The 24436-nt window shown below is 65.2% G+C and carries 18 protein-coding genes, 1 tRNA gene and 1 pseudogene; 12 read left to right on the top strand and 8 right to left on the bottom strand.

The annotated features are described in order from the left end of the window. The 4 genes and pseudogenes from ACO05N_RS19685 to ACO05N_RS19670 form a co-directional block, all read left to right on the top strand. Window positions 1-787: Rieske 2Fe-2S domain-containing protein (locus ACO05N_RS19685; RefSeq protein ID WP_422058673.1), on the top strand; the 787-nt coding region annotated here is incomplete at its 5' end. Then, the gene (locus ACO05N_RS19680; RefSeq protein ID WP_422058672.1) at window positions 784-1233 is read left to right on the top strand and encodes an SRPBCC family protein; all 450 of its coding nucleotides are present in this window, start codon (window positions 784-786) and stop codon (window positions 1231-1233) included. The genes ACO05N_RS19685 and ACO05N_RS19680, both read left to right, overlap by 4 nt. A 217-nt stretch (window positions 1234-1450) precedes the next feature. Next, a pseudogene (locus tag ACO05N_RS19675) lies at window positions 1451-2329 on the top strand (YifB family Mg chelatase-like AAA ATPase); the annotation flags it as partial. A 77-nt stretch (window positions 2330-2406) separates the two neighbouring features. Continuing rightward, on the top strand, window positions 2407-2946 hold the full coding sequence (locus ACO05N_RS19670) for a DUF805 domain-containing protein (RefSeq protein ID WP_422058671.1): 540 nt from the start codon (window positions 2407-2409) through the stop codon (window positions 2944-2946). A gap of 56 nt (window positions 2947-3002) precedes the next feature. On the opposite strand, the gene ACO05N_RS19665 is transcribed toward ACO05N_RS19670, so the two are convergent. Then, entirely contained in the window at window positions 3003-3557 is a 555-nt protein-coding gene (locus ACO05N_RS19665) for a hypothetical protein (protein WP_422058670.1), read from the bottom strand. A 37-nt stretch (window positions 3558-3594) separates the two neighbouring features. Between ACO05N_RS19665 and ACO05N_RS19660 the strand changes: the two genes are divergently transcribed. Next, window positions 3595-3846: a hypothetical protein gene (locus ACO05N_RS19660; protein ID WP_422058669.1), complete on the top strand. Its 252-nt coding sequence runs from the start codon at window positions 3595-3597 to the stop codon at window positions 3844-3846. Between the two features lie 270 nt (window positions 3847-4116). Continuing rightward, entirely contained in the window at window positions 4117-5490 is a 1374-nt protein-coding gene (locus ACO05N_RS19655; RefSeq protein ID WP_422058668.1) for an alginate export family protein, read from the top strand. A gap of 152 nt (window positions 5491-5642) precedes the next feature. Here ACO05N_RS19655 and rpoC read toward each other — a convergent pair whose 3' ends face one another. Genes rpoC through rpoB form a run of 3 tightly spaced genes read right to left on the bottom strand, consistent with a single transcriptional unit; the run spans window position 5643 to window position 14291 of the window. After that, the gene (rpoC, locus tag ACO05N_RS19650; protein ID WP_422058667.1) at window positions 5643-9923 is read right to left on the bottom strand and encodes a DNA-directed RNA polymerase subunit beta'; all 4281 of its coding nucleotides are present in this window, start codon (window positions 9921-9923) and stop codon (window positions 5643-5645) included. Between the two features lie 3 nt (window positions 9924-9926). Then, window positions 9927-10136: a hypothetical protein gene (locus tag ACO05N_RS19645; protein WP_422058666.1), complete on the bottom strand. Its 210-nt coding sequence runs from the start codon at window positions 10134-10136 to the stop codon at window positions 9927-9929. Between the two features lie 9 nt (window positions 10137-10145). Then, window positions 10146-14291, bottom strand: a complete 4146-nt coding sequence (rpoB, locus tag ACO05N_RS19640; protein ID WP_422058665.1) for a DNA-directed RNA polymerase subunit beta — start codon at window positions 14289-14291, stop codon at window positions 10146-10148. A gap of 294 nt (window positions 14292-14585) precedes the next feature. On the opposite strand from rpoB, the gene ACO05N_RS19635 reads away from it, so the two are divergent. After that, a tRNA-Leu gene (locus ACO05N_RS19635) sits at window positions 14586-14669 on the top strand. Between the two features lie 37 nt (window positions 14670-14706). Here ACO05N_RS19635 and ACO05N_RS19630 read toward each other — a convergent pair. The 4 genes from ACO05N_RS19630 to ACO05N_RS19615 form a co-directional block, all read right to left on the bottom strand. After that, the gene (locus ACO05N_RS19630; RefSeq protein WP_422058664.1) at window positions 14707-15726 is read right to left on the bottom strand and encodes a sensor histidine kinase; all 1020 of its coding nucleotides are present in this window, start codon (window positions 15724-15726) and stop codon (window positions 14707-14709) included. A gap of 123 nt (window positions 15727-15849) precedes the next feature. Beyond that, window positions 15850-16119, bottom strand: a complete 270-nt coding sequence (locus ACO05N_RS19625; RefSeq protein ID WP_422058663.1) for an SWIB/MDM2 domain-containing protein — start codon at window positions 16117-16119, stop codon at window positions 15850-15852. A gap of 40 nt (window positions 16120-16159) precedes the next feature. Beyond that, on the bottom strand, window positions 16160-16366 hold the full coding sequence (locus ACO05N_RS19620; RefSeq protein WP_422058662.1) for a DUF2945 domain-containing protein: 207 nt from the start codon (window positions 16364-16366) through the stop codon (window positions 16160-16162). 116 nt (window positions 16367-16482) lie between these two features. After that, window positions 16483-19194, bottom strand: coding sequence for a TonB-dependent receptor (locus ACO05N_RS19615; protein ID WP_422058661.1), 2712 nt, complete (start codon window positions 19192-19194; stop codon window positions 16483-16485). Between the two features lie 231 nt (window positions 19195-19425). Between ACO05N_RS19615 and folE the strand changes: the two genes are divergently transcribed. The 5 genes from folE to secA all read left to right on the top strand — a co-directional run bounded on the left by folE (window position 19426) and on the right by secA (window position 24366). Beyond that, entirely contained in the window at window positions 19426-20049 is a 624-nt protein-coding gene (folE, locus tag ACO05N_RS19610) for a GTP cyclohydrolase I FolE (RefSeq protein ID WP_422058660.1), read from the top strand. After that, window positions 20049-20798 (top strand): SDR family oxidoreductase, encoded by a 750-nt coding sequence (locus ACO05N_RS19605; protein WP_422058659.1) that lies wholly within the window; start codon window positions 20049-20051, stop codon window positions 20796-20798. Before folE ends, ACO05N_RS19605 begins: the two co-directional genes overlap by 1 nt. Then, window positions 20791-21159, top strand: coding sequence for a dihydroneopterin aldolase (locus tag ACO05N_RS19600; protein ID WP_422058658.1), 369 nt, complete (start codon window positions 20791-20793; stop codon window positions 21157-21159). Before ACO05N_RS19605 ends, ACO05N_RS19600 begins: the two co-directional genes overlap by 8 nt. An 87-nt stretch (window positions 21160-21246) precedes the next feature. Beyond that, on the top strand, window positions 21247-21516 hold the full coding sequence (locus tag ACO05N_RS19595) for a hypothetical protein (protein ID WP_422058657.1): 270 nt from the start codon (window positions 21247-21249) through the stop codon (window positions 21514-21516). A gap of 108 nt (window positions 21517-21624) precedes the next feature. Continuing rightward, window positions 21625-24366: a preprotein translocase subunit SecA gene (secA, locus tag ACO05N_RS19590; RefSeq protein ID WP_422058656.1), complete on the top strand. Its 2742-nt coding sequence runs from the start codon at window positions 21625-21627 to the stop codon at window positions 24364-24366. Window positions 24367-24436: the final 70 nt, after the last annotated feature.

Here is a 24436-nt window from a genome sequence, read left to right as displayed (position 1 = left end):
CGCAGATCTCTCGATCGGCAAGGTTGCGGGTGACCGGCTGGTCTGTGCCTTCCATCATTGGGAGTTCGACATGGCGGGTAAATGCGCCCGGACCGCCACCAACGATCCCGTGACCAGCGCGATGCGGGTGTTCCGCTATCCGGTGCAGGAACGCTATGGCCTGATCTGGGCGTTTAACGGCGAGGAACCGCTCTACGATCTGCCTGACCTCGGCTTTCCTGACGAGGAACTCGCCTTCCACAGCGAGATCCCACATCTCGACCTGCTAGCCGATCCGTGGGTGTTCATGTGCAATACCACCGATTTCAACCACATCAACATCGTGCACGGCATCGAGGTGGATGGTGATCCGTCGCAGGATATCGACTGGCACGACCATGGCTATAGTTACGATCTGCGCGGCCGATTCAAGGAGACCGGCGCCACGATCGAGTACAAGGTCGGTATCCACGGCAACAACATCTTCTATCAGATGGGCAGCGTGAACGGCCGCTGGTTTGCGTTTCTGTATCCCTGCGGCATCCATCGGCCAGGCACGCTGCGCAGCTATTTCGTCATCGCGACGCAGAAGTCGGACGGCACGCCGGAGGACGACAAGCGCGTGCAGGAAACGCTCGACTTTGCGCAGGCGCTGGAAATCTCGGTCGTCGATCAGGACGTCGAGATCCTGAACACCATCCGCTTCACGCGCGGCATGTTCACGCGCGGCGACAAGGCGCTCGGCAGGTTCGTCGATTACCTCAAAACCTTTCCGCGCGCCCATCCCGGCGCCGACTATATCCGTTGAAGGGACTGGCCATGCTGTGGGTGGAGGTCGCACATCGTATTGAGGCACCGGCGGAACGGGCGTGGGAATTCGTCGGCGACTTCGCGGGCGACGTGCTGACGCGCGGCTATGTCGCGAGGGTGGAAACCGTCGGTCGGGGCATAGGGGGGCGGCGCACCTATCATCTCGACCCTGCGATCGGCGGGGGATCGGTGGTCGAGCGGCTGATTGAGCTCGACGAGATCGAGCGCGTCATCGGCTATGACATGGTCGATTATGGCCTGCTGCCTTGGGCAGATTATGGCGGCCGGATTACGGTTACGCCCGCCGGGCCGGATGCCTGCATGGTCGTCCTGCGGACGCACTTCCTGCCGCTCGATCCAGACCAGGGTGAGGAGCTGCGCCGGCTGTCGAGCGGCAATATCGATATGTATTTCGATAATCTTCGCGAAGTCCTGCGGCTTTAATTAGGCACCGACTTAGAGGGCCGTACGTGTGGCAGTGACGATCTCGCCATACAATCGCCCATCCCATTGCGCGCAAGCTGCGGCCGCGGCAGTGATGTCCGCTTCCGGCATGCAGATTCTGTGAAGCGGACGGGCAGCAACCGGCCCACTAGCCGCCGTCCGCTGCGCCTCCCGCAATCTATCCACAGATACCTCGGAGGAAAGTGTAGCTATATCGAACCTGCTGATGGTTGGGCCGCCGGGGGCGGGCAAGTCGCTGATGGCGAGCTGTCTGCCCGGGATCCTGCCGCCGCTCGACGCAGCCGAGGCGCTGGAGGTGTCGATGGTGGCGAGCGTCGCCGGGACGCTGGAGGGCGGGCGGCTGACGCGGACGCGCCCGTTCCGCTCACCCCACCATTCCGCATCGATGGCCGCGCTGACCGGCGGGGGCCTCAAGGTGAAGCCGGGTGAGGTCAGCCTTGCGCATCTCGGCGTGCTGTTCCTCGACGAACTGCCCGAGTTTCAGCGCGCGGTGCTCGATTCGCTGCGCCAGCCGCTGGAGGCGGGGACGGTCAGCGTCGCGCGCGCCAATGCGCATGTGACCTTCCCGGCGCGGGTGCAGCTGGTCGCGGCGATGAACCCGTGCCGCTGCGGGCATCTTGGCGACCCCGCGCTCGCCTGCGCCCGCGCGCCGCGCTGTGCGGCGGATTATCAGGCGAAGGTGTCGGGGCCGCTGCTCGACCGCATCGACCTACATGTCGAGGTGCAGCCGGTCACCGCCGCCGATCTTGTGCTTCCCCCGCCGTCCGAGGGATCGGCCGAGGTCGCCGCGCGCGTCGCGGCGGCACGCGCCGTCCAGCGGGCCCGCTATGGCGGCGACGGCCCACGCACCAATGCCGAAGCCGACGGCCCGGTGCTCGACGCCGTCGCCACGCCCGACGAAGCGGGGCGCAAGCTGCTGGCGCAAGCCGCCGAAGCGATGCGGATGAGCGCGCGCGGCTATACCCGCGTGCTGCGCGTCGCGCGCACCATCGCCGATCTGGCGGGCGTCGGCACCGTGGGGCGCATCCATATCGCCGAAGCGCTCAGCTACCGCCGACAGGCACCGCGAAGCTGATTGCAACGCCCTTTGAGTAGGTTACGCTCTGAGTCCGCCGGCCGCCGGGGCGAGTCGGGGTTTAGGGGGAATGACCGATGGAATGGATGATCCTGCCGTTCAAACGCTATTTCGATTTCTCGGGCCGCTCGCGGCGCAAGGAATATTGGATGTACACGCTGTTCGTGGTGATCGTTTCGATCGTGCTCGCGATCGTCGACTCCGCGCTCGGGCTGGACGGCGGCGCTACCGGCGACGCGGACATGACGGGGCCGGCCAGCGCGGCGCGGGGCGGGTTGCTTGGCAATATCTTCGCGCTCGCCACCCTCATCCCCAGCCTGGCGGTGGGTGTCCGGCGGCTGCATGATCTCGACCGCAGCGGCTGGTGGATCCTCCTCCCCCTGGGGCCGATCCTGGTCGGTGCGGTGTTGTTGGGGATCGGCATGGTGCAATCGCTCGGCGGGATGGACGGCGGCATGTCGTCCATGGTGATCCTTGGCGGGATTGCGCTGCTGGGCGGCTTCATCTGTTCGATCGTGCTGCTGGTCTGGTATTGCACGCCGGGCACGTCCGGCCCGAACCGCTTTGGCGAGGACCCCAAGGGGACGGATCTCGACGCCCCCGAAGTGTTCGGATGACATGACACGGCCGGGTCGCTCGCGGCCCGGCGCGTATCGGACGGCTGTCCAGCCGCTCAGAAGGCGTCCCAGCTTTCGCTGTCCGTCGCCACGGCGGCCGCACCATTTGTCCGTGGCAGCGCCTTGACCGGTGAGCGATAGGCCTTGGCGCCGGGCTCGCGCTGGGCTTTGCCGCCGGGCCGGCCTGGTGCGCGTTGGCGGGCGGCTCCGGCGTTGGTGCCGCCGGGACCGGGGCGGCCGCGACAACCGCTGGCATGGCTGCCCGCGCCGGGGGCTTGCCCCCGATGTTGAAGCGCTCGGTCAGCGCCCGCGGTACGGCGGGCGAGGTCGTCGGATGCCTGTGCGATTTCGACCGATCCGCTATGGATCGCCTGTGCGCCGTTGACCACGGCCCCGATCAGCGCCCGCGGATGCGCGAGCGCGCCGTTGAAATCCGCTATCAGGCGCGCGACCGGGCCGTCGAGCTCGGCCGTCACTTCGGTCACCAGATCGCCGCGCGACAAGGCGCCTAGCCCCGTCCCGATACTGTCCACGATCAGCTGCATCTGCGCCTCACGCGCGGCGGCGGCGGCGGCAAGCTGCTGTTGAAAGCCGGCGGTCGCCGCGGTCAACCCACCCAGTTCGCTGACACGCCCAGTCGGCGCGATCGTGACATCTGCTTCGCCCGCGCTTGATCCCGGTCGCCGGGTCTGCTGCGGCGAGCAGCGTGAGCACGTCGCTGCGCACCGCGTCGTGCATCATGTCGGCTTCGAGATGCGATCGCAGCAGCGACGCCGCGTGCTGCTGGCGGGTCAGCGCGAGCCGAACGCTGGTGCGCGCGCTCAGCCGCTGTTCGACCCGTGCCCGACCTGCAACTCGTCATCAACCCCGCCGGAGCGCGCGGGCGCGGTGCCGCGCTGATCGTCGGGCTCAGGACCACGTTCGCGTTCTGAAGCACGCGTCGATCAGGGTCGGCCGCGCCATAGTATTAATACGAGGTCGATTGTCCTGCTGATCATCAGAAACGTGTCGCCGTGCCGTTTGGCCAATATGCTGGCGCCCGTTTTCTGCGATGCATCCCGCGCAATTCGGCTGTGGTACAGGCATTGAACGCCAATCGCCGCGTCTTCACGCCGGTTCCCGATCCCGTCGTCTATAATGGGTGCACGTTCAAAATTGGGGATGTCACGCATGAAGACTGGATCTACCGCCATGTTGGGCGGCGCGGCGGTGGCGCTGCTGATCGGTGCAGCGGGCGGTGCGAAGGCCGCACCGGGCAAGGACGCCGACGCGACCGGCCTGAGCATCGAGGGCAGCGTGCGTGCGCGGGTCGAGGTGGTCGATGGGCAGGTGAAACCGGGCGCGCCCGACAGCGACGCCATGCTCTCGTTCCGCACGTTGATCACCGCCCGCTATGATTTCGGTGGCGTGCATCTCACCGCCGAGCTCGACGATGCGCGCAGCTATTTCCAGCATGGCCAGTCGACCGCGGGAACGAGTGAAAGCAACGCGCTCGAACCGCTTCAGGCCTATCTCGGCGTCGATCTGGGCAATGTCGCGGGTCAGAAGGGCAAGGGCGTTCTGCGCCTGGGTCGCTTCACCGCCTCTTCCGGCTCGGGCCGCCTGCTCGACCGACCGGACTGGTCGAACTCGCCCAACAGCTTCCTTGGTGCCAATCTCGAGTGGAGCAGCGCGCGTGGCGACCGGCTGGCGCTCATCGCGGCGCGGGTGTTCGACAAGCTGCCCTCGGATCGCGCGTCGATCGAGGATAACAAGGTCGAGCTGGACCGCGCCAATGCCGGGCTGCACTTCTGGGGCGGGTCCTTCACGCGCGCCAAGATGCTTGCCGGCGCCAATGCCGAAGTCTTTGCCTATGGGCTGGACGAGCGCGACCGCGCGGGCCGGGCCACGCGCGACCGCGACCTGTTCACCTTTGGCGGTCGGATCAACCGCACCCCGGGCAAGGGCAAGCTGGATTTCGAACTGGAGGGCGCGCTTCAGCGTGGCACCACCCGTGGGTCAACCGCGGCGAGCGACCTGCTCGACCGCAAGGTGCGCGCCGGCATGGCCAATGTCGAGATCGGCTACACCGTCGCGTCGGGCTGGGCGCCGCGCGTGACGGCATTTCTGGGCTATGCCAGCGGCGACACCACCGCCACCGACTATCGGCGCTTCGATCCGCTGTTCGGCGGACGGCGCGGCGATTTCGGGCCGCTCAGCCTGTATGGTCCGGCCAGCTGGTCCAACATCGTCAGCCCCGGCGTCGCGATCGAGGCGAAGCCGAGCAAGGCGTGGGACTTTACGGTCAAGGCGCGCAAATTCCTGCTCGCATCCGCCACCGACAGCTTTGCCGCCACATCGGTCCGCGATGCCGGCGGCGCGTCGGGTCGCGATGCCGGGACGCAGGTCGAGGCGCGCGTGCGCAACTGGCTGGTGCCGAAGAAGCTGCGGGTCGAGGCGGGCGCGGCCTTGCTCGCCAAGGGGCGTTTCCTGACCGATGCGCCCAATGCGCCTGCAACCGGCGACATGAAATTCGGCTATCTCACCCTGTCGAGCTTCTTCTGAGCGCCTCCCCGAAGCGACGTCACCTGATCCTCGCCCTTGGCGGGTGAGGATTGGAGAGCGCGGCTGCCCGCCCGAACCCAACAAAAAAGCCGCCGCCCGATCTCCCGGGCGGCGGCCTTTTCTTTGTCAGCGCGGGTCGCTGAACCGGGCGATTACTCGCCCTTGTTCAGGTAATCGCCGGCCGCTTCGTCGCTGCCGTCACCCGACACTTCGACCTTCTCCAGCGCGTCGCTGGTGACCATCGCGTCTACGGGATCCTGCGCCAGTTCGGCGGCACGCTCCTCGGCAGCCGAGTTGGGGGCGATCAGCGCTTCCTGCAGCTTGCGCTGCTGGGCGCGGAGCGCGGCGTCGCGGCTGGTGGCCGCGATGCGCACCCGGTTCATGCCCGCGCCGGTGCCGGCGGGGATGAGACGGCCGACGATCACGTTCTCCTTCAGGCCGATCAGCGTGTCCTGCTTGCCCTGGACCGCCGCCTCGGTGAGGACGCGGGTGGTCTCCTGGAACGACGCCGCCGAGATGAAGCTGCGGGTCTGCAGCGACGCCTTGGTGATGCCGAGCAGGATTGGCTTGCCCTGTGCGGGGGCCTGGCCGGGCTCCAGCTTGGAGTTGGTCTCGTCCATCTCGTCGCGATCCACCTGCTCGCCGGGGAGCAGGGTGGTGTCGCCAGCGTCGGTGATCTCGACCTTCTGCAGCATCTGGCGAACGATCACCTCGATGTGCTTGTCGTTGATCTTCACGCCCTGGAGTCGATAGACTTCCTGGATTTCCGCGACGAGATATTCTGCCAGCGGCTCGATGCCGAGCACTTCGAGAATGTCGTGCGGATCGGGGCTGCCGCCGATCAGGTTGTCGCCACGCTTGACGTAGTCGCCTTCCTGAACGTCGATCACCTTCGACTTGGGCACCAGATACTCGACGACCTCGCCGCCATCCTCGGGCTGGATGCCGATCTTGCGCTTCGCCTTATAGTCCTTGCCGAACACCACGCGGCCCGAGACCTTGGCGATGATGGCATTTTCCTTGGGCTTGCGCGCTTCGAACAGCTCGGCGACGCGCGGCAGACCGCCGGTGATGTCGCGGGTCTTGGCAGACTCGCGGCTGACACGGGCCAGAACGTCGCCGCCCTGCACGGTCGCACCGTCCTCCACGCTGATCACCGCACCCGGCGACAGCATGTAGCGCGCGGCCTCCGCCGCACCGTCGCCGGTGAGGGTCAGGCGCGGACGCAGATCTTCCTTCTTCGCCGCCGAACCGCGGTTTTCGATCACCACGCGCTGCGCGATGCCGGTCGCTTCGTCGACCTGCTCGGTCAGCGTCTTGCCGTCGATCAGGTCCTGATACTTCACGACGCCGCCGGTTTCCGTGATCACCGGCATGGTGAACGGATCCCATTCCGCCATGCGGTCGCCCTTGCTGACGATGTGGCCATCGTCGAACATGACGTACGCGCCGTACGGAATGCGGTGCACCGCCAGCTCGCGACCATCGGTGTCGAGGATCGCGATCTCGCCCGAACGGGCCAGAACCACGCGGCGGCCGCGCTGATCGGTGATCAGGCGCAGGTCGCGGAACTCGACCTTGCCGTCCACAGGGGCTTCGAGGTTCGACTGCTCGTTGAGCTGCGCCGCGCCGCCGATGTGGAAGGTACGCATGGTCAGCTGCGTGCCCGGCTCACCGATCGACTGCGCCGCGATGACGCCGACCGCTTCGCCGATGTTCACCGGCGTACCGCGGGCAAGGTCACGGCCATAGCATTTGGCGCACACGCCGATCTTGGCTTCGCAGACGAGCGGCGAGCGGATCTTCATGCCCTGAACGCCCAGACCTTCGATCTGCGCAATCATCGGCTCGTCGAGCAGCGTGCCGGTCGGGATCGCAACCTCGCCGGTCTTGGGATCGACGACGTCCTCGGCCGTGGTGCGGCCCAGGATACGCTCGCCCAGCGACGCGATAACGCTGCCGCCCTGCACGATCGCCTTCATCTCCAGCGCGCGCTCGGTCCCGCAATCCTGCTCCATGACGACGCAGTCCTGCGACACGTCGACCAGACGGCGGGTCAGGTAACCCGAGTTCGCGGTCTTCAACGCCGTATCCGCGAGGCCCTTGCGCGCGCCGTGGGTGGAGTTGAAGTATTCAAGGACGGTCAGACCTTCCTTGAAGTTCGAGATGATCGGCGTTTCGATGATCTCGCCCGACGGCTTGGCCATCAGGCCGCGCATGCCGGCCAGCTGCTTGATCTGCGCCGCCGAACCACGGGCACCCGAATGCGCCATCATGTAGATCGCGTTGGCGGGCTTCTCGCGGCCGGTCGTCTCGTCGACCTTCACCGACTTGATCTCGTCCATCATGGCGGCCGCCACCACGTCGCCGCAACGGCTCCAAGCGTCGATCACCTTGTTGTACTTCTCCTGCTGCGTGATCAGGCCGTCCTGATACTGCTGCTCGAAGTCCTTCACGAGCGCGCGGGTCTCGTCGACCGTTGCTTCCTTCGACGCCGGGATGATCATGTCATCCTTGCCGAACGAGATGCCGGCCTTGAACGCGTGACGGAAGCCGAGCGCCATGATCGCGTCGGCGAACAGGACGGTCTCCTTCTGGCCGGTGTGGCGATAGACCTCGTCGATCACGTCGCCCACGTCCTTCTTGGTGAGCAGGCGGTTGACGACGTCGAACGGCACCTTGTGCGACTTCGGCAGACATTCGCCCAGCAGCATGCGGCCCGGGGTGGTCTCGAACCGCTTCATGTACGTGTTGCCGTCCTCGTCCGTCTGCGGGACGCGGCTGGTGATCTTCGAATGCAGCGTCACCGCGCCAGCGAACAGCGCCTGGTGCACTTCCGACATATCGCCGAGCACCATGCCCTGGCCGGGCTCACCCTCCTTCTCCATCGAGATGTAGTAGAGGCCCAGCACCATGTCCTGCGACGGCACGATGATCGGCTTGCCGTTCGCAGGGCTCAGGATGTTGTTGGTCGACATCATCAGCACGCGCGCTTCCAGCTGCGCTTCGAGCGACAGCGGAACGTGCACGGCCATCTGGTCACCGTCGAAGTCGGCGTTGAAGGCCGAGCAGACCAGCGGGTGAAGCTGGATCGCCTTGCCCTCGATCAGCACCGGCTCGAACGCCTGGATGCCCAGACGGTGAAGCGTCGGCGCGCGGTTCAGCAGAACCGGGTGCTCGCGGATCACCTCGTCCAGGATGTCCCAGACTTCCTTGCGCTCCTTCTCGACCCACTTCTTCGCCTGCTTCAGGGTCATCGACAGACCCTTGGCGTCGAGGCGCGCGTAGATGAACGGCTTGAACAGCTCGAGCGCCATCTTCTTGGGCAGGCCGCACTGGTGCAGCTTGAGCTCCGGACCGGTCACGATGACCGAACGGCCCGAATAGTCGACGCGCTTGCCGAGCAGGTTCTGACGGAAGCGGCCCTGCTTGCCCTTGAGCATGTCGGACAGCGACTTGAGCGGACGCTTGTTGGCACCCGTGATCGTGCGACCGCGGCGGCCGTTGTCGAACAGCGCGTCGACGGCTTCCTGCAGCATGCGCTTTTCGTTCCGGACGATGATGTCCGGCGCGCGCAGCTCCATCAGGCGCTTGAGGCGGTTGTTGCGGTTGATGACGCGGCGATACAGGTCGTTGAGGTCCGACGTCGCGAAGCGACCGCCGTCCAGCGGGACCAGCGGGCGCAGCTCGGGCGGGATGACCGGAACGACGTCGAGGATCATCCACTCCGGACGGTTGCCCGACTCCAGGAAGCTCTCAACGACCTTCAGACGCTTGATGATCTTCTTGGGCTTCAGCTCCGACTTGGTCGTCGCCAGCTCTTCGAGCAGCGTGCGCTTCTCGCCCTCGAGATCGAGGTCCATGAGCATGATCTTGACCGCTTCTGCACCGATGCCGGCGGAGAAGGCGTCTTCGCCATATTCGTCCTGCGCGTCGAGCAGCTCGTCCTCGGTCAGCAGCTGGAACTTCTCCAGCGGCGTCAGGCCCGGCTCGGTGACGATGTAGGATTCGAAGTACAGCACGCGCTCGAGCTGCTTGAGCTGCATGTCGAGCAGCAGGCCGATGCGCGAGGGCAGCGACTTGAGGAACCAGATGTGCGCGACCGGCGCGGCCAGTTCAATATGGCCCATGCGCTCACGGCGGACCTTCGAGACGGTAACCTCGACGCCGCACTTTTCGCAGACAATGCCCTTGTACTTCATGCGCTTGTACTTGCCGCACAGGCACTCGTAATCCTTGATCGGACCGAAGATGCGCGCGCAGAACAGGCCGTCACGCTCGGGCTTGAACGTGCGATAGTTGATCGTTTCGGGCTTCTTGATCTCGCCGAACGACCAGGAACGGATGCGGTCAGGCGACGCAATGCCGATCTGGATCTGGTCGAAGGTCTCCGGCTTGGCCACCGGGTTCGCGAAGTTGGTCAGTTCGTTCATTTTTTATCCCTCTTGCAGGGTATCAGCCGCCCGACGGCGACGGAAAATTTCCAGGAAAGCCAGGAAGATACCGAGAAAGCTAACGGCTAAGAAAACCAGCCAGGCCGTGCCGTCCATTTCCCATCCGCCCCAGATCAATCCGATGAGCATCACGCACCATGCCATTGAGGCAATGAGGTCCGCGATGAGCCACCAGATCGATCCGTTGCGCATGTTCCCGTCTTACTCCGCCGCCTCGGCCATCTCGTCGCCTTCGTCCATCGACTTGAGTTCGACGTTGAGGCCCAGCGAGCGCATTTCCTTGACGAGCACGTTGAAGCTCTCGGGGATGCCGGCCTCGAACGTGTCGTCACCCTTGACGATCGCCTCATAGACCTTGGTGCGGCCGACGACGTCGTCGGACTTCACCGTCAGCATTTCCTGCAGCGTATAGGCAGCGCCATATGCCTGCAGGGCCCAGACCTCCATTTCGCCGAAGCGCTGGCCGCCGAACTGCGCCTTGCCGCCCAGCGGCTGCTGGGTGACGAGGCTGTACGGGCCGATCGAACGCGCGTGGATCTTGTCGTCGACCAGGTGGTGCAGCTTGAGCACGTACTTGTACCCAACGGTCACCTTGCGGTCGAACATGTCACCCGTGCGCCCGTCGAACAGGTCGACCTGGCCGCTCTCGTCCAGCCCGGCGAGCCGGAGCATGTCGGTCACGTCCGCCTCGACCGCGCCGTCGAACACCGGGGTGCCCATCGGAACGCCCGCACGGACATTCTCCGCCAGATCGACGAGCGACGCGGTGTCGCGGTTCTTGATCTGCTCGGCATAGTTGTCGCCATAGACTTCGAGCAGCAATTCCTTGACCGCTTCGGGGGCTTCGCCCGCCTGCGGGTTCGGATTTGCCTCACGCCATGCGTCGAGCGCGGCGCCGATCTTGGCGCCCAGGCCGCGTGCGGCCCAGCCCAGATGCGTTTCGAAGATCTGCCCGACGTTCATGCGCGACGGCACGCCCAGCGGATTGAGCACGAAGTCGACCGGAGTGCCGTCCTCGAGGAACGGCATGTCCTCCTGCGGCAGGATGCGGCTGATGATGCCCTTGTTGCCGTGACGGCCGGCCATCTTGTCGCCCGGCTGCAGCTTGCGCTTCACCGCGACGAACACCTTGACCATCTTCAGCACGCCCGGCGGCAGCTCGTCGCCCCGCTCCAGCTTCTCGCGGCGGTCCTCGAACTTGTCCTTGATGCGCTTGACGGCCTCGTCATACTGACCCTTGACCGTCTCCAGATCGCCCTGGACCTTGTCGTCGGCGACGGCGAACTTCCACCATTCGTGGCGATCGACGCTGTCGAGCAGGTCCTGATCGATCTCGGTACCCTTCTTCAGGCCCTTGGGCACCGAAGTCGCGACCTGACCGATCAGCATCTCGCGCAGCCGCGACCAGGTCGCGCGGTTGAGGATGTTGCGCTCGTCATCCGAGTCCTTCTTCAGGCGCTCGATCTCCTCGCGCTCGATCGCCATCGCGCGCTCGTCCTTGTCGATGCCGTGGCGATTGAAGACGCGAACGTCGACGATCGTACCGGCAACGCCCGGCGGCAGGCGGAGCGAGGTGTCGCGCACGTCGCTGGCCTTTTCGCCGAAGATCGCGCGGAGCAGCTTCTCTTCCGGCGTCATCGGCGATTCACCCTTGGGGGTGATCTTGCCGACCAAGATGTCGCCCGGCTCCACCTCGGCGCCGATATAGACGATGCCCGCCTCGTCGAGGTTGCGCAGCGCTTCCTCGCCGACGTTCGGGATGTCGCGGGTGATGTCCTCCGGCCCCAGCTTGGTGTCGCGGGCCATCACCTCGAACTCGTCGATATGGATCGACGTGAACACGTCGTCCTTCACGATGCGCTCGTTGATCAGGATCGAGTCTTCGTAGTTGTAGCCGTTCCACGGCATGAACGCGACGAGGACGTTGCGGCCCAGCGCCAGCTCGCCGAACTCGGTCGACGGGCCGTCGGCGATGATGTCGCCGGCATTGACCATGTCGCCCACCTTCACCAGCGGACGCTGGTTGATGCAGGTCGACTGGTTCGAACGCTCGAACTTCATCAGCGTGTAGATGTCGACGCCGCTTTCCTCCGCCGACACGTCGCCGGTGGCGCGAACGACGATACGCGAGGCGTCGACCTGGTCGACGATGCCGGCGCGCTTCGCCGCGATCGCCGCGCCCGAATCGCGCGCAACGGTCTCTTCCATGCCGGTGCCGACGAAGGGCGCTTCCGCCTTCACCAGCGGCACGGCCTGACGCTGCATGTTCGAACCCATGAGCGCGCGGTTGGCGTCGTCATTTTCCAGGAACGGGATCAGCGAGGCCGCGACCGACACCAGCTGCTTAGGCGACACGTCCATCAGCGTCACCGTGTCCGGGAACGCCATCAGGAATTCGCCGGCCTGACGTGCCGACACCAGCTCCTCGACGAAGCGGCCCTCGGCATCGGTTTCGGCCGAAGCCTGCGCGATGGTGTGCTTGGCCTCTTCCATCGCCGACAGATAGACGACCTCGTCGGTCACCTTGCCGTCGATCACCTTGCGGTACGGAGTCTCGATGAAGCCGTACTTGTTAACGCGGCTGAACGTCGCGAGGCTGTTGATCAGACCGATGTTCGGGCCTTCCGGCGTTTCGATCGGGCAGATACGGCCATAATGCGTCGGGTGAACGTCGCGGACTTCGAAGCCTGCGCGCTCACGCGTAAGACCGCCCGGCCCAAGCGCCGACACGCGACGCTTGTGGGTGACTTCCGACAGCGGGTTGGTCTGGTCCATGAACTGCGACAGCTGCGAGCTGCCGAAGAATTCGCGGACTGCGGCGACCGCCGGCTTGGCGTTGATCAGGTCGTTCGGCATGACCGTCGACACGTCGACGCTCGACATGCGCTCCTTGACCGCACGCTCCATGCGCAACAGGCCGACGCGATACTGGTTTTCCAGCAGCTCGCCCACCGAACGCACGCGGCGGTTGCCGAGGTTGTCGATGTCGTCGATCTCGCCCTTGCCGTCCTTCAGGCCGACCAGCGTCTTGATCACCGCAAGGATATCCTCGGTGCGCAGCGTGGTCACCGTGTCCTCGGCATCAAGGTCGAGGCGCATGTTGAGCTTGACGCGGCCCACGGCCGACAGGTCGTAGCGCTCCGGATCGAAGAACAGCCCGCCGAACAGCGACTCCGCGGTCTCCAGCGTCGGCGGCTCGCCGGGGCGCATGACGCGATAGATGTCGGACAGCGCCTGCTCGCGCTCTTCGGCCTTGTCGGCCTTGAGCGTGTTACGGATCCACGGACCGGTCGACACATGATCGATGTCGAGCAGTTCGATCCGGTCGATGCCGGCCTTGTCCAGCTTCTCCAGATTCTCGGCCGAAACCTCGTCACCGGCCTCGATGTAGATTTCGCCGGTCGACTCGTTGATCAGGTCGAACGCGCTGTAGCGGCCGAAGATTTCCTCGGTCGGGATCAGCAGCGTCTCGAGACCGTCCTTGCCCGCCTTGTTGGCAGCGCGCGGGCTGATCTTCTGGCCAGCCGGGAACACGACTTCGCCCGTCTTGGCGTCGACGATGTCGAACATCGGCTTGACGCCGCGCCAGTTTTCGGCGGCGAACGGAATCTGCCAGCCATTGGGACCGCGCACATAGGTGACGGTGTTGTAGAAGTGGTTGAGGATCTCTTCGCTGTTCAGGCCCAGCGCATAGAGCAGCGTCGTGACCGGCAGCTTGCGCTTGCGGTCGATACGGACGTTGACGATGTCCTTTGCGTCGAACTCGAAGTCCAGCCACGAGCCGCGATACGGGATCACGCGCGCGGCAAAGAGATACTTGCCCGACGCATGCGTCTTGCCGCGATCATGGTCGAACAGCACACCCGGCGAACGGTGCATCTGCGACACGATCACGCGCTCGGTGCCGTTGATGAAGAAGGTGCCGTTCTCGGTCATGAGCGGCATGTCGCCCATGTACACGTCCTGCTCCTTGATATCGAGCACCGAACGGGCATCCGTATCGGGATCGACCTCGAACACGATCAGGCGAAGGGTGACGCGCATCGGCGCGGCATAGGTGATGCCGCGCTGACGGCATTCTTCCACGTCGAACTTGGGCGCTTCGAGCTCATAGGTCACGAAGTCGAGTTCGGCCGTTCCGGCGAAATCGCGGATCGGGAACACGCTGCGCAGCGTCTTTTCAAGCCCCGAAACATAACCGATCGAGGGATCGCTCCGCAGGAACTGTTCGTAGGATTCCCGCTGAACCTCGATCAGGTTCGGCATCTGCACAACTTCGTGGATGTCGCCGAACACCTTGCGGATGCGGCGCTTTGCGGTGCCGCTTTCGATCGCTTTGGTTGCCATGTGCTGTTTTCGCCTTCTCAGCCTGAATTTCGCCCCGGTAACCGCCGGGACAGGCACGCAGACAGACGCCAAAAGGGCCGAGCGATTCCCATCGTCGAAACGGGGAAAAACTCAGCCTCTCAAGCGTCTATGATACCCGTCCGGTCCATTCGTACGGCGCGCTGCGCGACGGCGTGCCATGTCCCGACCGATCGGGGCAGGGCCGGGATATAGGCAGTAGAGCGGTGGGTGTCAAACGCGGCGCGGTTAAAGGCTTGCCGCCGCGCGGCCCATCGTCTAGCCAGCGCGCTCGCTGCCCCTGTGGCGAAATGGTAGACGCAGTCGACTCAAAATCGACCGCCGCAAGGCATGCTGGTTCGAGTCCGGCCAGGGGCACCACCACCCGATTGCATCGACCCGGCCGGTCGATCCCGGCCTATGTGCGATCACGCGGGAAGTGCAGCGTCGCGATCGCCCCGCCGCCGTCGCGCGGGGACAGGTCGAACCTGCCGCCGAGCTGTCCGGCGAGCGTGCGCGAAATCTTGAGGCCCAGGCTGGAGGACGATGCTGCGGTAAAGCCGTCGGGCGGTCCGGCGCCGTCATCCGCGATCGTGATCGTCGCCGCGTCGCTGTGCGCCGTCATGCGCACGTCGATCCGTCCGCCGTCGCGCCCCGCAAAGCCATGTTCGATCGCATTGGCGATGCACTCCGCCACCACCAGGGCGATCGGGATCAGCGCGTCGGGCGACAGGCGCAGACCGGCATCCACCGTGACCGACGTAATCACGCCCGGCTTGTCGGTCGTGGCGATCACGTCCTGCACCAGATCGGGCAGCATCTGGTCCAGCGTTTGCGGGTCGCCGCTCGGGTCATAAAGCTGGCGTTGGATGCGGCCGATCGTCTGCAGCTTGGCGCCTGCGTCGCCTAGCGCCTGTCGCGCCGCAGGGTCGGTCACGCTGCGTTGCTGCAGGGCGAGCACCGCGCCGACCATCTGCAAATTGTTCGACACGCGGTGCTGCAATTCGGAAAAGAGCAATTGGCTGCGCTGTGCCAGCATCTCGCTGCGCTCGCGCTCGATGCGCAGCCGGGCATTGCCGCGCTGCATCCAGTCGATCAAAAGCAGGTCGACTGCAACGACCCCGACATAGAAGCCCATTGCGACCATGGCGCCGGGCGCGAGCGAGAAGGCATTGGCGGGCGGGATGAAGAAATACCAGGCGAGCAGCCCGCACAGCACTGCCGAAAGGATGCCCGGGCCGCGCCCGAACAGGAAACCCGACAGGACCACGGCTGGGAAGAACGTGAGAAAGGGAAAGCCTGGTGGGAATGCATCCGCCAGCAACCAGCGCGTGACGAGCCCGACCAGCGACAGCAGCAACGCGGAGCCATAGCCTTGCCAGCGATGTTCGCGGGCAAGCGGCAGCCGTTCCAGCAATCGACCCGTACGCCCGTCCACCGCATCCCCCTTTGCCGGTGTCCCCGTCGAAGCGGGGGTTGCCATCATGGATCGAAAAAGCCTCCGAAACCAGAGGTTCCGGAGGCTCTCGCTGTCCGATCCGGATTGCTCCGGAGCGTGAACTTACTTGACGTGCTTGGCGATGTGCTTGTTCATCTCGAACATCGTCGCCTTGTCGCCGCCGAAAATGGGCTTCAGCTTGTCGTCGGCCAGAATCTCGCGCTTGTTGGCGGGGTTCTGCAGATTGTTCTTCTTGATGTGTTCCCACATCTTGCTGACGATCTCGCTGCGCGGCAGCGGGCCGGCGCCGACGATCGCAGCGAGCTCAGGCGAGGGGGTGACGGGCTTCGCGATGCCGCCACGGGCGCCGCCAGATGCCTTCTTTTCGGCCATTCTATTCTTCTCCTTTGCGAGCCGGCAACCCGATGCCGGCTCAAATCTTGGTCAGCGCCGACGGCTTGTGCGATGCCTCGCCACCATTGTCGCTGCGCACGATGTACTGCGGTTCTTCGCGCGATGCACGTACTTGATGCCCTTTGATGGTGGTATCTGACGTTTGTTTGTGGAGAACTTCGCCCTTGGCGGTGCCTCCAGGGGCATTCCAGCGGACGCGATCGCCCTTTTTCAGCGTTTTGGCCATGGTCGAGTCTCCCGAGTCTGCTGTTCTGGGAGGGTAAACGCGGAAGGGGCGCGCCCGGTTTCCCGAACGCGCCCCCTTACGTTCCCAGTCGAGCTCCACAGAGCCCGCCGGGTCGATCAGAAGCCGACCTTCGCCTTGACGCCGAAGAAGCGCGGCAGGCCCGGATAGGCGGCATAGTTGCCGGTCTGCTCCGGCACCGCAAAGCCGGTGATATGGTAATATTGGTTGGTCAGGTTCTCGACGAAGAACTCGAGGCTCTTCTTGCCGTCGTTGGTCTGAACGCCGACGCGGGCGCCCAGCAGCGCATAGCCCGGGTTGTACAACGCGGTCCGACCGGTTGCCGGGTTCGGGTTGTTCGACGGGATGTTGACTTCGCTGTTGTAGCGCATGTCGACATGCACCAGCCCGCGGATGCCGCTGGTGATCTGCGGCGTCCAGGTCGTCGCGATCGTCACCGTGTGCTTGGGCTGATTGCTGACCTGACGGCCTTCCTGCCCTTGCAGCGGGGTGCCGGCAAAGTCGTTGTCGGCATCATATTGCGCATCGATATAGCTGTAGCCGAGGCGGAAGGTGAGGCTGCGCACCGGCTGGATGATCGACTCAACCTCGACGCCCTTGCTGGTCGTGCTGTCGACATTCTGGACGACGAAGTTGTTGCCGCTGAACACCAGCGACTGGAGGTCGCTGAACTTCTGGTAGAAACCGGCGATGTTGAACGTGAAGGCGCGGCCCCACTGGGTCTTCACGCCGATTTCATAGGCGTCGACCGATTCCGAACCGAACGCCAGGTCGCTCGCCTGCGGACCGTTGCCGCCCAGCAGCACGCTGTCGAACGTCGCCTGGTCCATATTGTAGCCGCCCGACTTGTAGCCGCGGTCATAGCCACCATAGACCAGGATGTCCGAATTCACCTTGTACGCCAGCTTGGCGGTGCCGGTGATCTTGCTCTCGTCCTGATCGTGCGCGTAGCTGCCGTTGAACTCGGAGTTGATCGCCGGGTTGCAGGCCAGCAGGTAGAGATTGTTGAACAGGCCGAGCTGGCGCAGCAGCGTGGCGTATTGCACCGCCGCCGTATTGCCCGAGCGCACCTGGTTGAAGAAGGTGCAGCTGCCGGTGTTGTTGTTGACGGTCGCGGTGAAGTCCTTCTTCTCATAGTTCCAGCGCGCACCCAGCGTCAGCGACAGCTTGTCGCTGATGTTGACGATGTTGTGCGTGAACAGTGCGAAGGCGTTGGTCTTGACGCGATAGTCGTTGTTGTTGCCCTGACCGGCGCTGACACCGGGCAGCGGGCTGGCGGCCAGCGCGGCGAGGCCGGCCACCGGGGCGCCCGAATAGCCGAGTGCATTGCAGGTCGCGACCGGCACGGTGCCCGACGGCGCGGTCCCGGCGGCGGTGCGGAAGCAGCCGACCAGCGGTGCCAGGGTCGCACCATATACGGCCTGATAGGCAGCGAGCGAGTTCGGCACTGCCGGGTTCAGCAACACCGCGCCCGGGGTCGGGGCCGTGCCCAGCGATCCGAAGAACTGCACCGATCCGCCAAAGGACGGGCCAGCCAGCGCGTTGAAGATCGAATCGACGTACCGGTTGCCGTCATTGCCGACGCGGACCGTGTCATGGACCTTGTTGGTTTCGTTGAGGTAGAAGCCGCCGACCAGCCAGTCGAGCACGCCGCCGAACGCCGAGCCCTGGAAGCGCAGTTCCTGGGTGAAGTCGGTCAGCTCGTTGCGATAGCCGTCGCGATAGGCGCGATCGATGCCCGAGAAGTCGACATCCTGGTTACGCCGCACGCGCCAGTCGCGATAGGCGGTGATCGAGGTCAGTTTGATATCGCCCAGCTCGGCGTTGATCTCGCCCGAAATGCCCCAGTCGCGCACCCGCTCGCTCAGGTCGCGGTTGGGCGATGCTGCCATACGACGCTGTTCGGGGTCGACCGTGGTCGGCAGACCGTTCACGGTGCGCTGCGTGCCGGTATACAGTCCGTCCCGGCCCTGCGCGGCGGCAATGCCCTCGATCAGCGGCGCGAACGCCCCGCGCACGACCGAAATCGCGCCACAGCACTGCTCGTCGGTCTCGTAATAGTCGGCGATCAGGCGCAACGAGAAGGTCGAGGTGTCGTACAGCGCCTGGCCGCGGGCATACCAGCGATCGACATTGTTGAACGACCGGTCGGCGTTCACGTCCTCGATATAGCCGTCGCGCTTGCGATAGCCGCCATCGACGCGCAGCGCGAGCTGGTCGGTCACCGGGCCGGTGATCGCGCCCTTCAGCTCGAACGCGTTGTAATTGCCATAGCTGCCTTCGAGATAGCCGCCGAGCTCGAACGCCGGCTGGGCCGTGAAGATCGACAGCGCGCCGGCGGAGGTGTTGCGACCGAACAGCGTGCCCTGCGGGCCACGCAGCACTTCGACGCGCTCAAGCTGCGGCAGTTCGGAGATGGCGACGCCGGCACGCGCGCGGAACACGCCGTCGATGAACACGCCGACCGCCGGCTCGAACCCGGGATTGTCGCCTGCGGTGGTGATGCCGCGAATGTACAGGGTGGTGCCGGTCGCCGACGACTGTCCGGTCGAGCTCTGCAGCGACGGCGCGAGCTGCTCGAGCCCGCGAATATCCTCGATGCCCGCATTTTCGAGCAGTGCGGCCGGGACCGCGGTCACCGCGATCGGCACATCCTGCACGGTCTCGTTACGGCGGGTCGCGGTGATCACGACCTCGTTGCCCGACGCTTCTTCTTCCTGAGCGGCAGGGGCGGAGGCGTCCTGGGCAATGGCGGGGGTGGCCGCGATCAGCGCGAGCGCGGATGCGGAAAACAGCTGGAGTGTGCGCATGGGTCTCTCCTCTCTGGGTCCGCCGGGGGTGTTTCCCTCCGGGACCGGTCTTCTTGTTGTTGTTGGGTCGCACGCTACCGTCGCTCGAATCCTTACGTCAACGTCAAATCACGCTAGGAATCCGGCGGAAATGCTTGCTATTTCCCGTTCCGACACCGTTTGTTGCACCAGGGCAACACGGCAGAGGCGCTTGCCGTAGCGTCAGCACAAAAGGATAGGGCATCAGTCATTATGAGCTGCCATCACGACGAAGATCCGGCCGATGGCGACCTCGCCGCGCCCACGCCCAAGATTCCGGTGCCCGACGACGTCGCCGATGCCGTCCGCACGCTGCTGCGCTGGGCCGGCGACGACCCGAGTCGCGAAGGTCTGCTGGACACGCCGCTGCGCGTTGCGCGGGCGTGGAAGGAATATTGCCAGGGCTATGGCGAGGATCCCGCCTATCACCTCAGCCGGGTGTTCGAGGAGGTCGGCGGCTATGACGATATCGTCCTGCTCAAGGACATTCCGTTCCAGTCGCACTGCGAACATCACCTCGCGCCGATCATCGGCAAGGCGTCGATCGCCTATCTCCCGGGGAAGCATGTCGTCGGCATCTCGAAGCTCGCCCGCGTGCTGCATGCCTATGCCCGGCGGCTGCAGGTGCAGGAACGGCTGACCGCGCAGGTCGCCGACTGCATCTGGGATCATCTGAAGCCGCGCGGCGTCGCGGTGGTGATCGACGCCAGCCATGCCTGCATGACCGCGCGCGGCGTGCGCACCCCCGGCGTGTCGATGGTCACCAGCCGCGTCATCGGCACCTTCCGCGAGGATGAGCGCAGCCGCAAGGAAGTGCTCGCACTCATGGGTTATTGATGCGGGTTCTCGTCACCGGTGGCGCGCGGCGGATCGGGGCGGCGATCGTCCGCCGCCTCGTCGCCGACGGCCATGCGGTCGCGGTGCATCACCATGATTCGCATGACGAGGCCGACGCGCTGGCCGAGGCGCTCGGCGTGGCGCTGGTCACCGCCGACCTCGGCGACGCCGCCGACGTTCGCCAGCTGATCGCCGCCGCCGCCGATGCGCTGGGCGGGCCGGTCGAGGGGCTGGTCAACAACGCCTCGCGTTTCGCCTGGGACGCGATCCCGCTCGCCGATTACAGCGGGCTCGACCGGCATATGCATGTCAATCTCGGCGCGCCGTTGCTGCTGGCCTCGGCGCTGGCGGCACAGGTCGGGCTGGGGGAGGGGGCGATCGTCAACCTGCTCGACCAGAAACTCGCCAACCCCAATCCCGACTTCCTGACCTATACGCTCAGCAAGGCCGCGCTGGCCGAGGCGACGACCCTGCTCGCGATGCAGCTCGCCCCCCGCATCCGCGTCAACGCGGTCTCGCCCGGGCTGAGCCTGCCCAGCCTCGACCAGACGCCGGAGGAATTCGCCGCGGTCGCCAGCGCCAACCTGCTGGAACGCCCGGTCGACCTCTCCGATCTCGCCGCGACCGTCGCCTCTCTGCTCACCGCGCGCAGCATCACCGGTCAGAATGTCTTCGTCGATTGCGGCCAGCGCCTGGTGAAACGCGACGGCGACGTGATGTTTTCCGGGCGGGAGCGTCCGCATGGCTGAATATACGATCCATCTCGACGGACTGGTGGTTGAGATCGGCCTCGGCATCCACGATCATGAGCGCGCCGCGCCGCAGCGGGTCGAACTCAACGTCGCGATGCGCTGCGTTTATGCCGAAGTGCCGCGGGATCGGATCGATGCCGTGGTCGATTACGATTATCTGCGCACCGGCATCCACACGCTGGCGGCACAGGGGCATATTGAGCTTCAGGAAACGCTGTGCGACGCCGTCGCCGCGCTGGCCCTGTCCGCCGACCCGCGTGTCGCGGAAGTCCGCGTCCGTTCGATGAAGCTCGACGTCTATCCCGATGCGCGCGTGGGGTGTGAAGTGGTGCGGGTCCGGACAGGTTCGACTCTTTAGGACTTGGATGAAGCGTACCTTGTCCCTATGTCCGCACGGTCCGTCGTTCAGCGGCGGGCAACAAGGGGCCGTTTAACGGGTTTTCGCGTGCAATTGCTGCTGTTCCTCTCCGCGCTCCTCGCGAGCCTCACCGGTGCGATTGCCGGTGACCGCGACCTGCGCGGGTTTCAGCAGCGCAGCGGCACCGCCATCTCCTGCGCCGCCGAAACCGCCGTCGAGGCGGTGGCGAGCGTTGCCGCTGCGGTGGCCAGCCCCCACCATGCCACCCGCGAAACGCCCGCCGCGGCGCCGTTCGCGATCCACGATGCTCCGGCCGGCACGCCTGCCCGCCTGACCAGCGAGCGCCGGCTCGAATAGCCGCGCCTGCCGTCGCGTCGCACGCGGCCGGCATCCATTTCGCATTCGAATCGTTGGCGCTCGCATGCCGGGCGCGACCCCTGCAATTTCACACGACTGGAAATCATCATGTTCGGCGGCTTGGCCAAGTCCCTGTTCGGTTCGTCCAACGACCGGTATGTTCGTTCGCTCAACCCCATCCTCGCCAAGATCGCGGGCTTCGAGCCTGCGCTCAAGGCAATGTCCGACGAGGAGCTGGCGGCGCAGACCGTCAAGTTCCGCGAGCGGCTGGGCAATGGCGAGAAGCTCGACTCGATTCTGCCCGAAGCCTTTGCGACGGTGCGGGAAGCCGGTGTCCGCGTGCTCGGCATGCGCCACTTCGACGTGCAGATGATCGGCGGCATCGTCCTTCACCGCGGCGAGATCGCCGAAATGCGCACGGGTGAGGGCAAGACGCTGGTCGCCACGCTCGCCACCTATCTCAACGCACTGCCCGGCAAGGGCGTCCATGTCATCACCGTCAACGACTATCTCGCCCGCCGCGATGCGGAGTGGATGGGCCAGATCTACCGCTTTCTCGGCCTGACCGTCGGCGTGATCGTCCCCAACCTCGCCGATCATCAGCGGCGCGAGGCCTATGCATCGGACATCACCTACGGCACGAACAACGAATTCGGCTTCGACTATCTGCGCGACAACATGAAGTACGACCGCGCCTCGATGGTCCAGCGCCCGTTCGCCATGGCGATCGTCGACGAGGTCGACTCGGTGCTGATCGACGAAGCGCGCACGCCGCTGATCATCTCCGGCCCGACCGACGACAAGAGTGAGCTCTACATGGGCGTCGACGCGGTCGTGAAGCAGCTCGCGCCCGACCTTTACGAAAAGGACGAGAAGCAGAAGAGCATCGTCCTGACCGAGGACGGGATGGAGCGCGTCGAGCGGATGCTCGAGGAAGCCGGCCTGCTCAAGGGCGCCAACCTCTACGATTTCGAGAATACCCAGGTGGTGCACCACCTCAACCAGTCGCTGCGCGCGAACGTCATGTACAAGCGCGACATCGACTACATCGTCAAGGACGGCAAGGTCGTCATCATCGACGAATTCACCGGCCGCATGATGGACGGCCGCCGCTGGTCCGACGGCCTGCATCAGGCGGTCGAGGCCAAGGAAGGCGTGAACATCGAGCCGGAGAACCAGACGCTCGCCTCGATCACCTTCCAGAACTATTTCCGCATGTATCCCAAGCTGTCGGGCATGACCGGCACGGCGGCGACCGAAGCGCCGGAATTCTTCGACATCTACAAGATGAACGTCGTCACGATCCCGACCAACGTGCCGGTCAAGCGCATCGATCAGGACGATGAGTTCTACAAGACGATGCAGGACAAGTTCATCGCCATCGCCCGCGCCATCCGCGAGCATTCGGCAAAGGGCCAGCCGGTGCTGGTCGGTACCGTGTCGATCGAAAAGTCCGAGCTGCTCAGCGAATATCTGACCAAGGAGGGGGTCGATCACTCGGTCCTCAACGCCCGCTTCCACGAACAGGAAGCGCATATCGTGGCACAGGCCGGCCGCCTCGGCGCGGTGACCATCGCGACCAACATGGCCGGTCGCGGCACCGACATCCAGCTCGGTGGCAACCTCGAATTCCGCGTCGAGGCCGAACTCGCCGACATGCCCGAGGGGCCGGAGCGCGATGCCGCGATCGCCCAGATCAAGGCCGAGATCGCCGCCGAGAAGCAGCGCGTGCTGGAGGCCGGCGGCCTGTTCGTGCTCGGCACCGAACGGCATGAAAGCCGTCGCATCGACAACCAGTTGCGCGGTCGTTCGGGCCGTCAGGGCGACCCGGGCCTCAGCCGCTTCTACCTCAGCCTCGACGACGACCTGCTGCGCATCTTCGGCCCGGACACGCTGTTCGCGAAGATGATGCGCAACAACATCGCCGATGGCGAGGCGATCGGCAGCAAGTGGCTGACCAAGGCGATCGAAACCGCCCAGAAAAAGGTCGAAGCGCGCAACTACGACGTCCGCAAGCAGGTCGTCGAGTATGACGACGTGATGAACGATCAGCGCAAGGTGATCTACGAACAGCGCGCCGACATCATGGACGCCGACACCGTCGGCGACGTGGTCGAGGATATGCGCGCCGAGACGGTCAACGATCTGGTCGGCGCCGCCTGTCCGCCCGAAACCTATCCCGAGCAATGGGATGTCGAGGGGCTGAAGGCGCGCGTGCAGGAAATGCTGGGCGTCGAGGCGCCGGTCGATCAGTGGATCGCGGAGACCGACGGGATCGAGCCCGAGGATGTCGAAACCCGCATCCGCGAACTCGCCACCGCGCGCGTCACCGGCAAGTCGGACGAACTCGACCCCGAAACCTGGACCTCGATCGAAAAGTCGATCCTGCTCCAGAATCTCGACCATCACTGGAAGGAGCATCTCGCGATGCTCGACGCGCTGCGCCAGGTCGTTCACCTGCGCGCCTATGCGCAAAAGACGCCGATCAACGAATATAAGCAGGAAGCGTTCGCGATGTTCGAGCGGATGCTGGTCGCGATCCGCGAGGATGTGACCCGCACGCTGGCCTGGGCGGAGTTCCAGTTCCAGGCGCCGCCGGCCCTGCCCGAACTGCCCGATTTCCTGACGACCCACATCGATCCGCTGACCGGTCTCGACAACAGCGCGGACTGGGATGCGGGCAGCGCCGGGCTGATCTCGAACGAGTTGCCCGCGATGCAGATCCCGCGTCCGACCGGCGAAGCGCTGGGTGACGACCCCGCCAGCTGGGAAGGCCGCGTCAACCGCAATGCGCCGTGCCCGTGCGGCTCGGGCCGCAAGTACAAGCAGTGCCACGGCGCGGTGGTGTAACCACCGCCTGCTGCTGACAAGAAGAGGGCCGCCCGGTCAAACCGGGCGGCCCCTTTTCTATCTGCCCCTT

The organism is Sphingomonas sp. (assembly GCF_965227385.1).
In the GTDB taxonomy this organism is placed as follows: Bacteria; Pseudomonadota; Alphaproteobacteria; order Sphingomonadales; family Sphingomonadaceae; genus Sphingomonas.
This window is presented reverse-complemented; position numbering and strand designations above follow the sequence as displayed.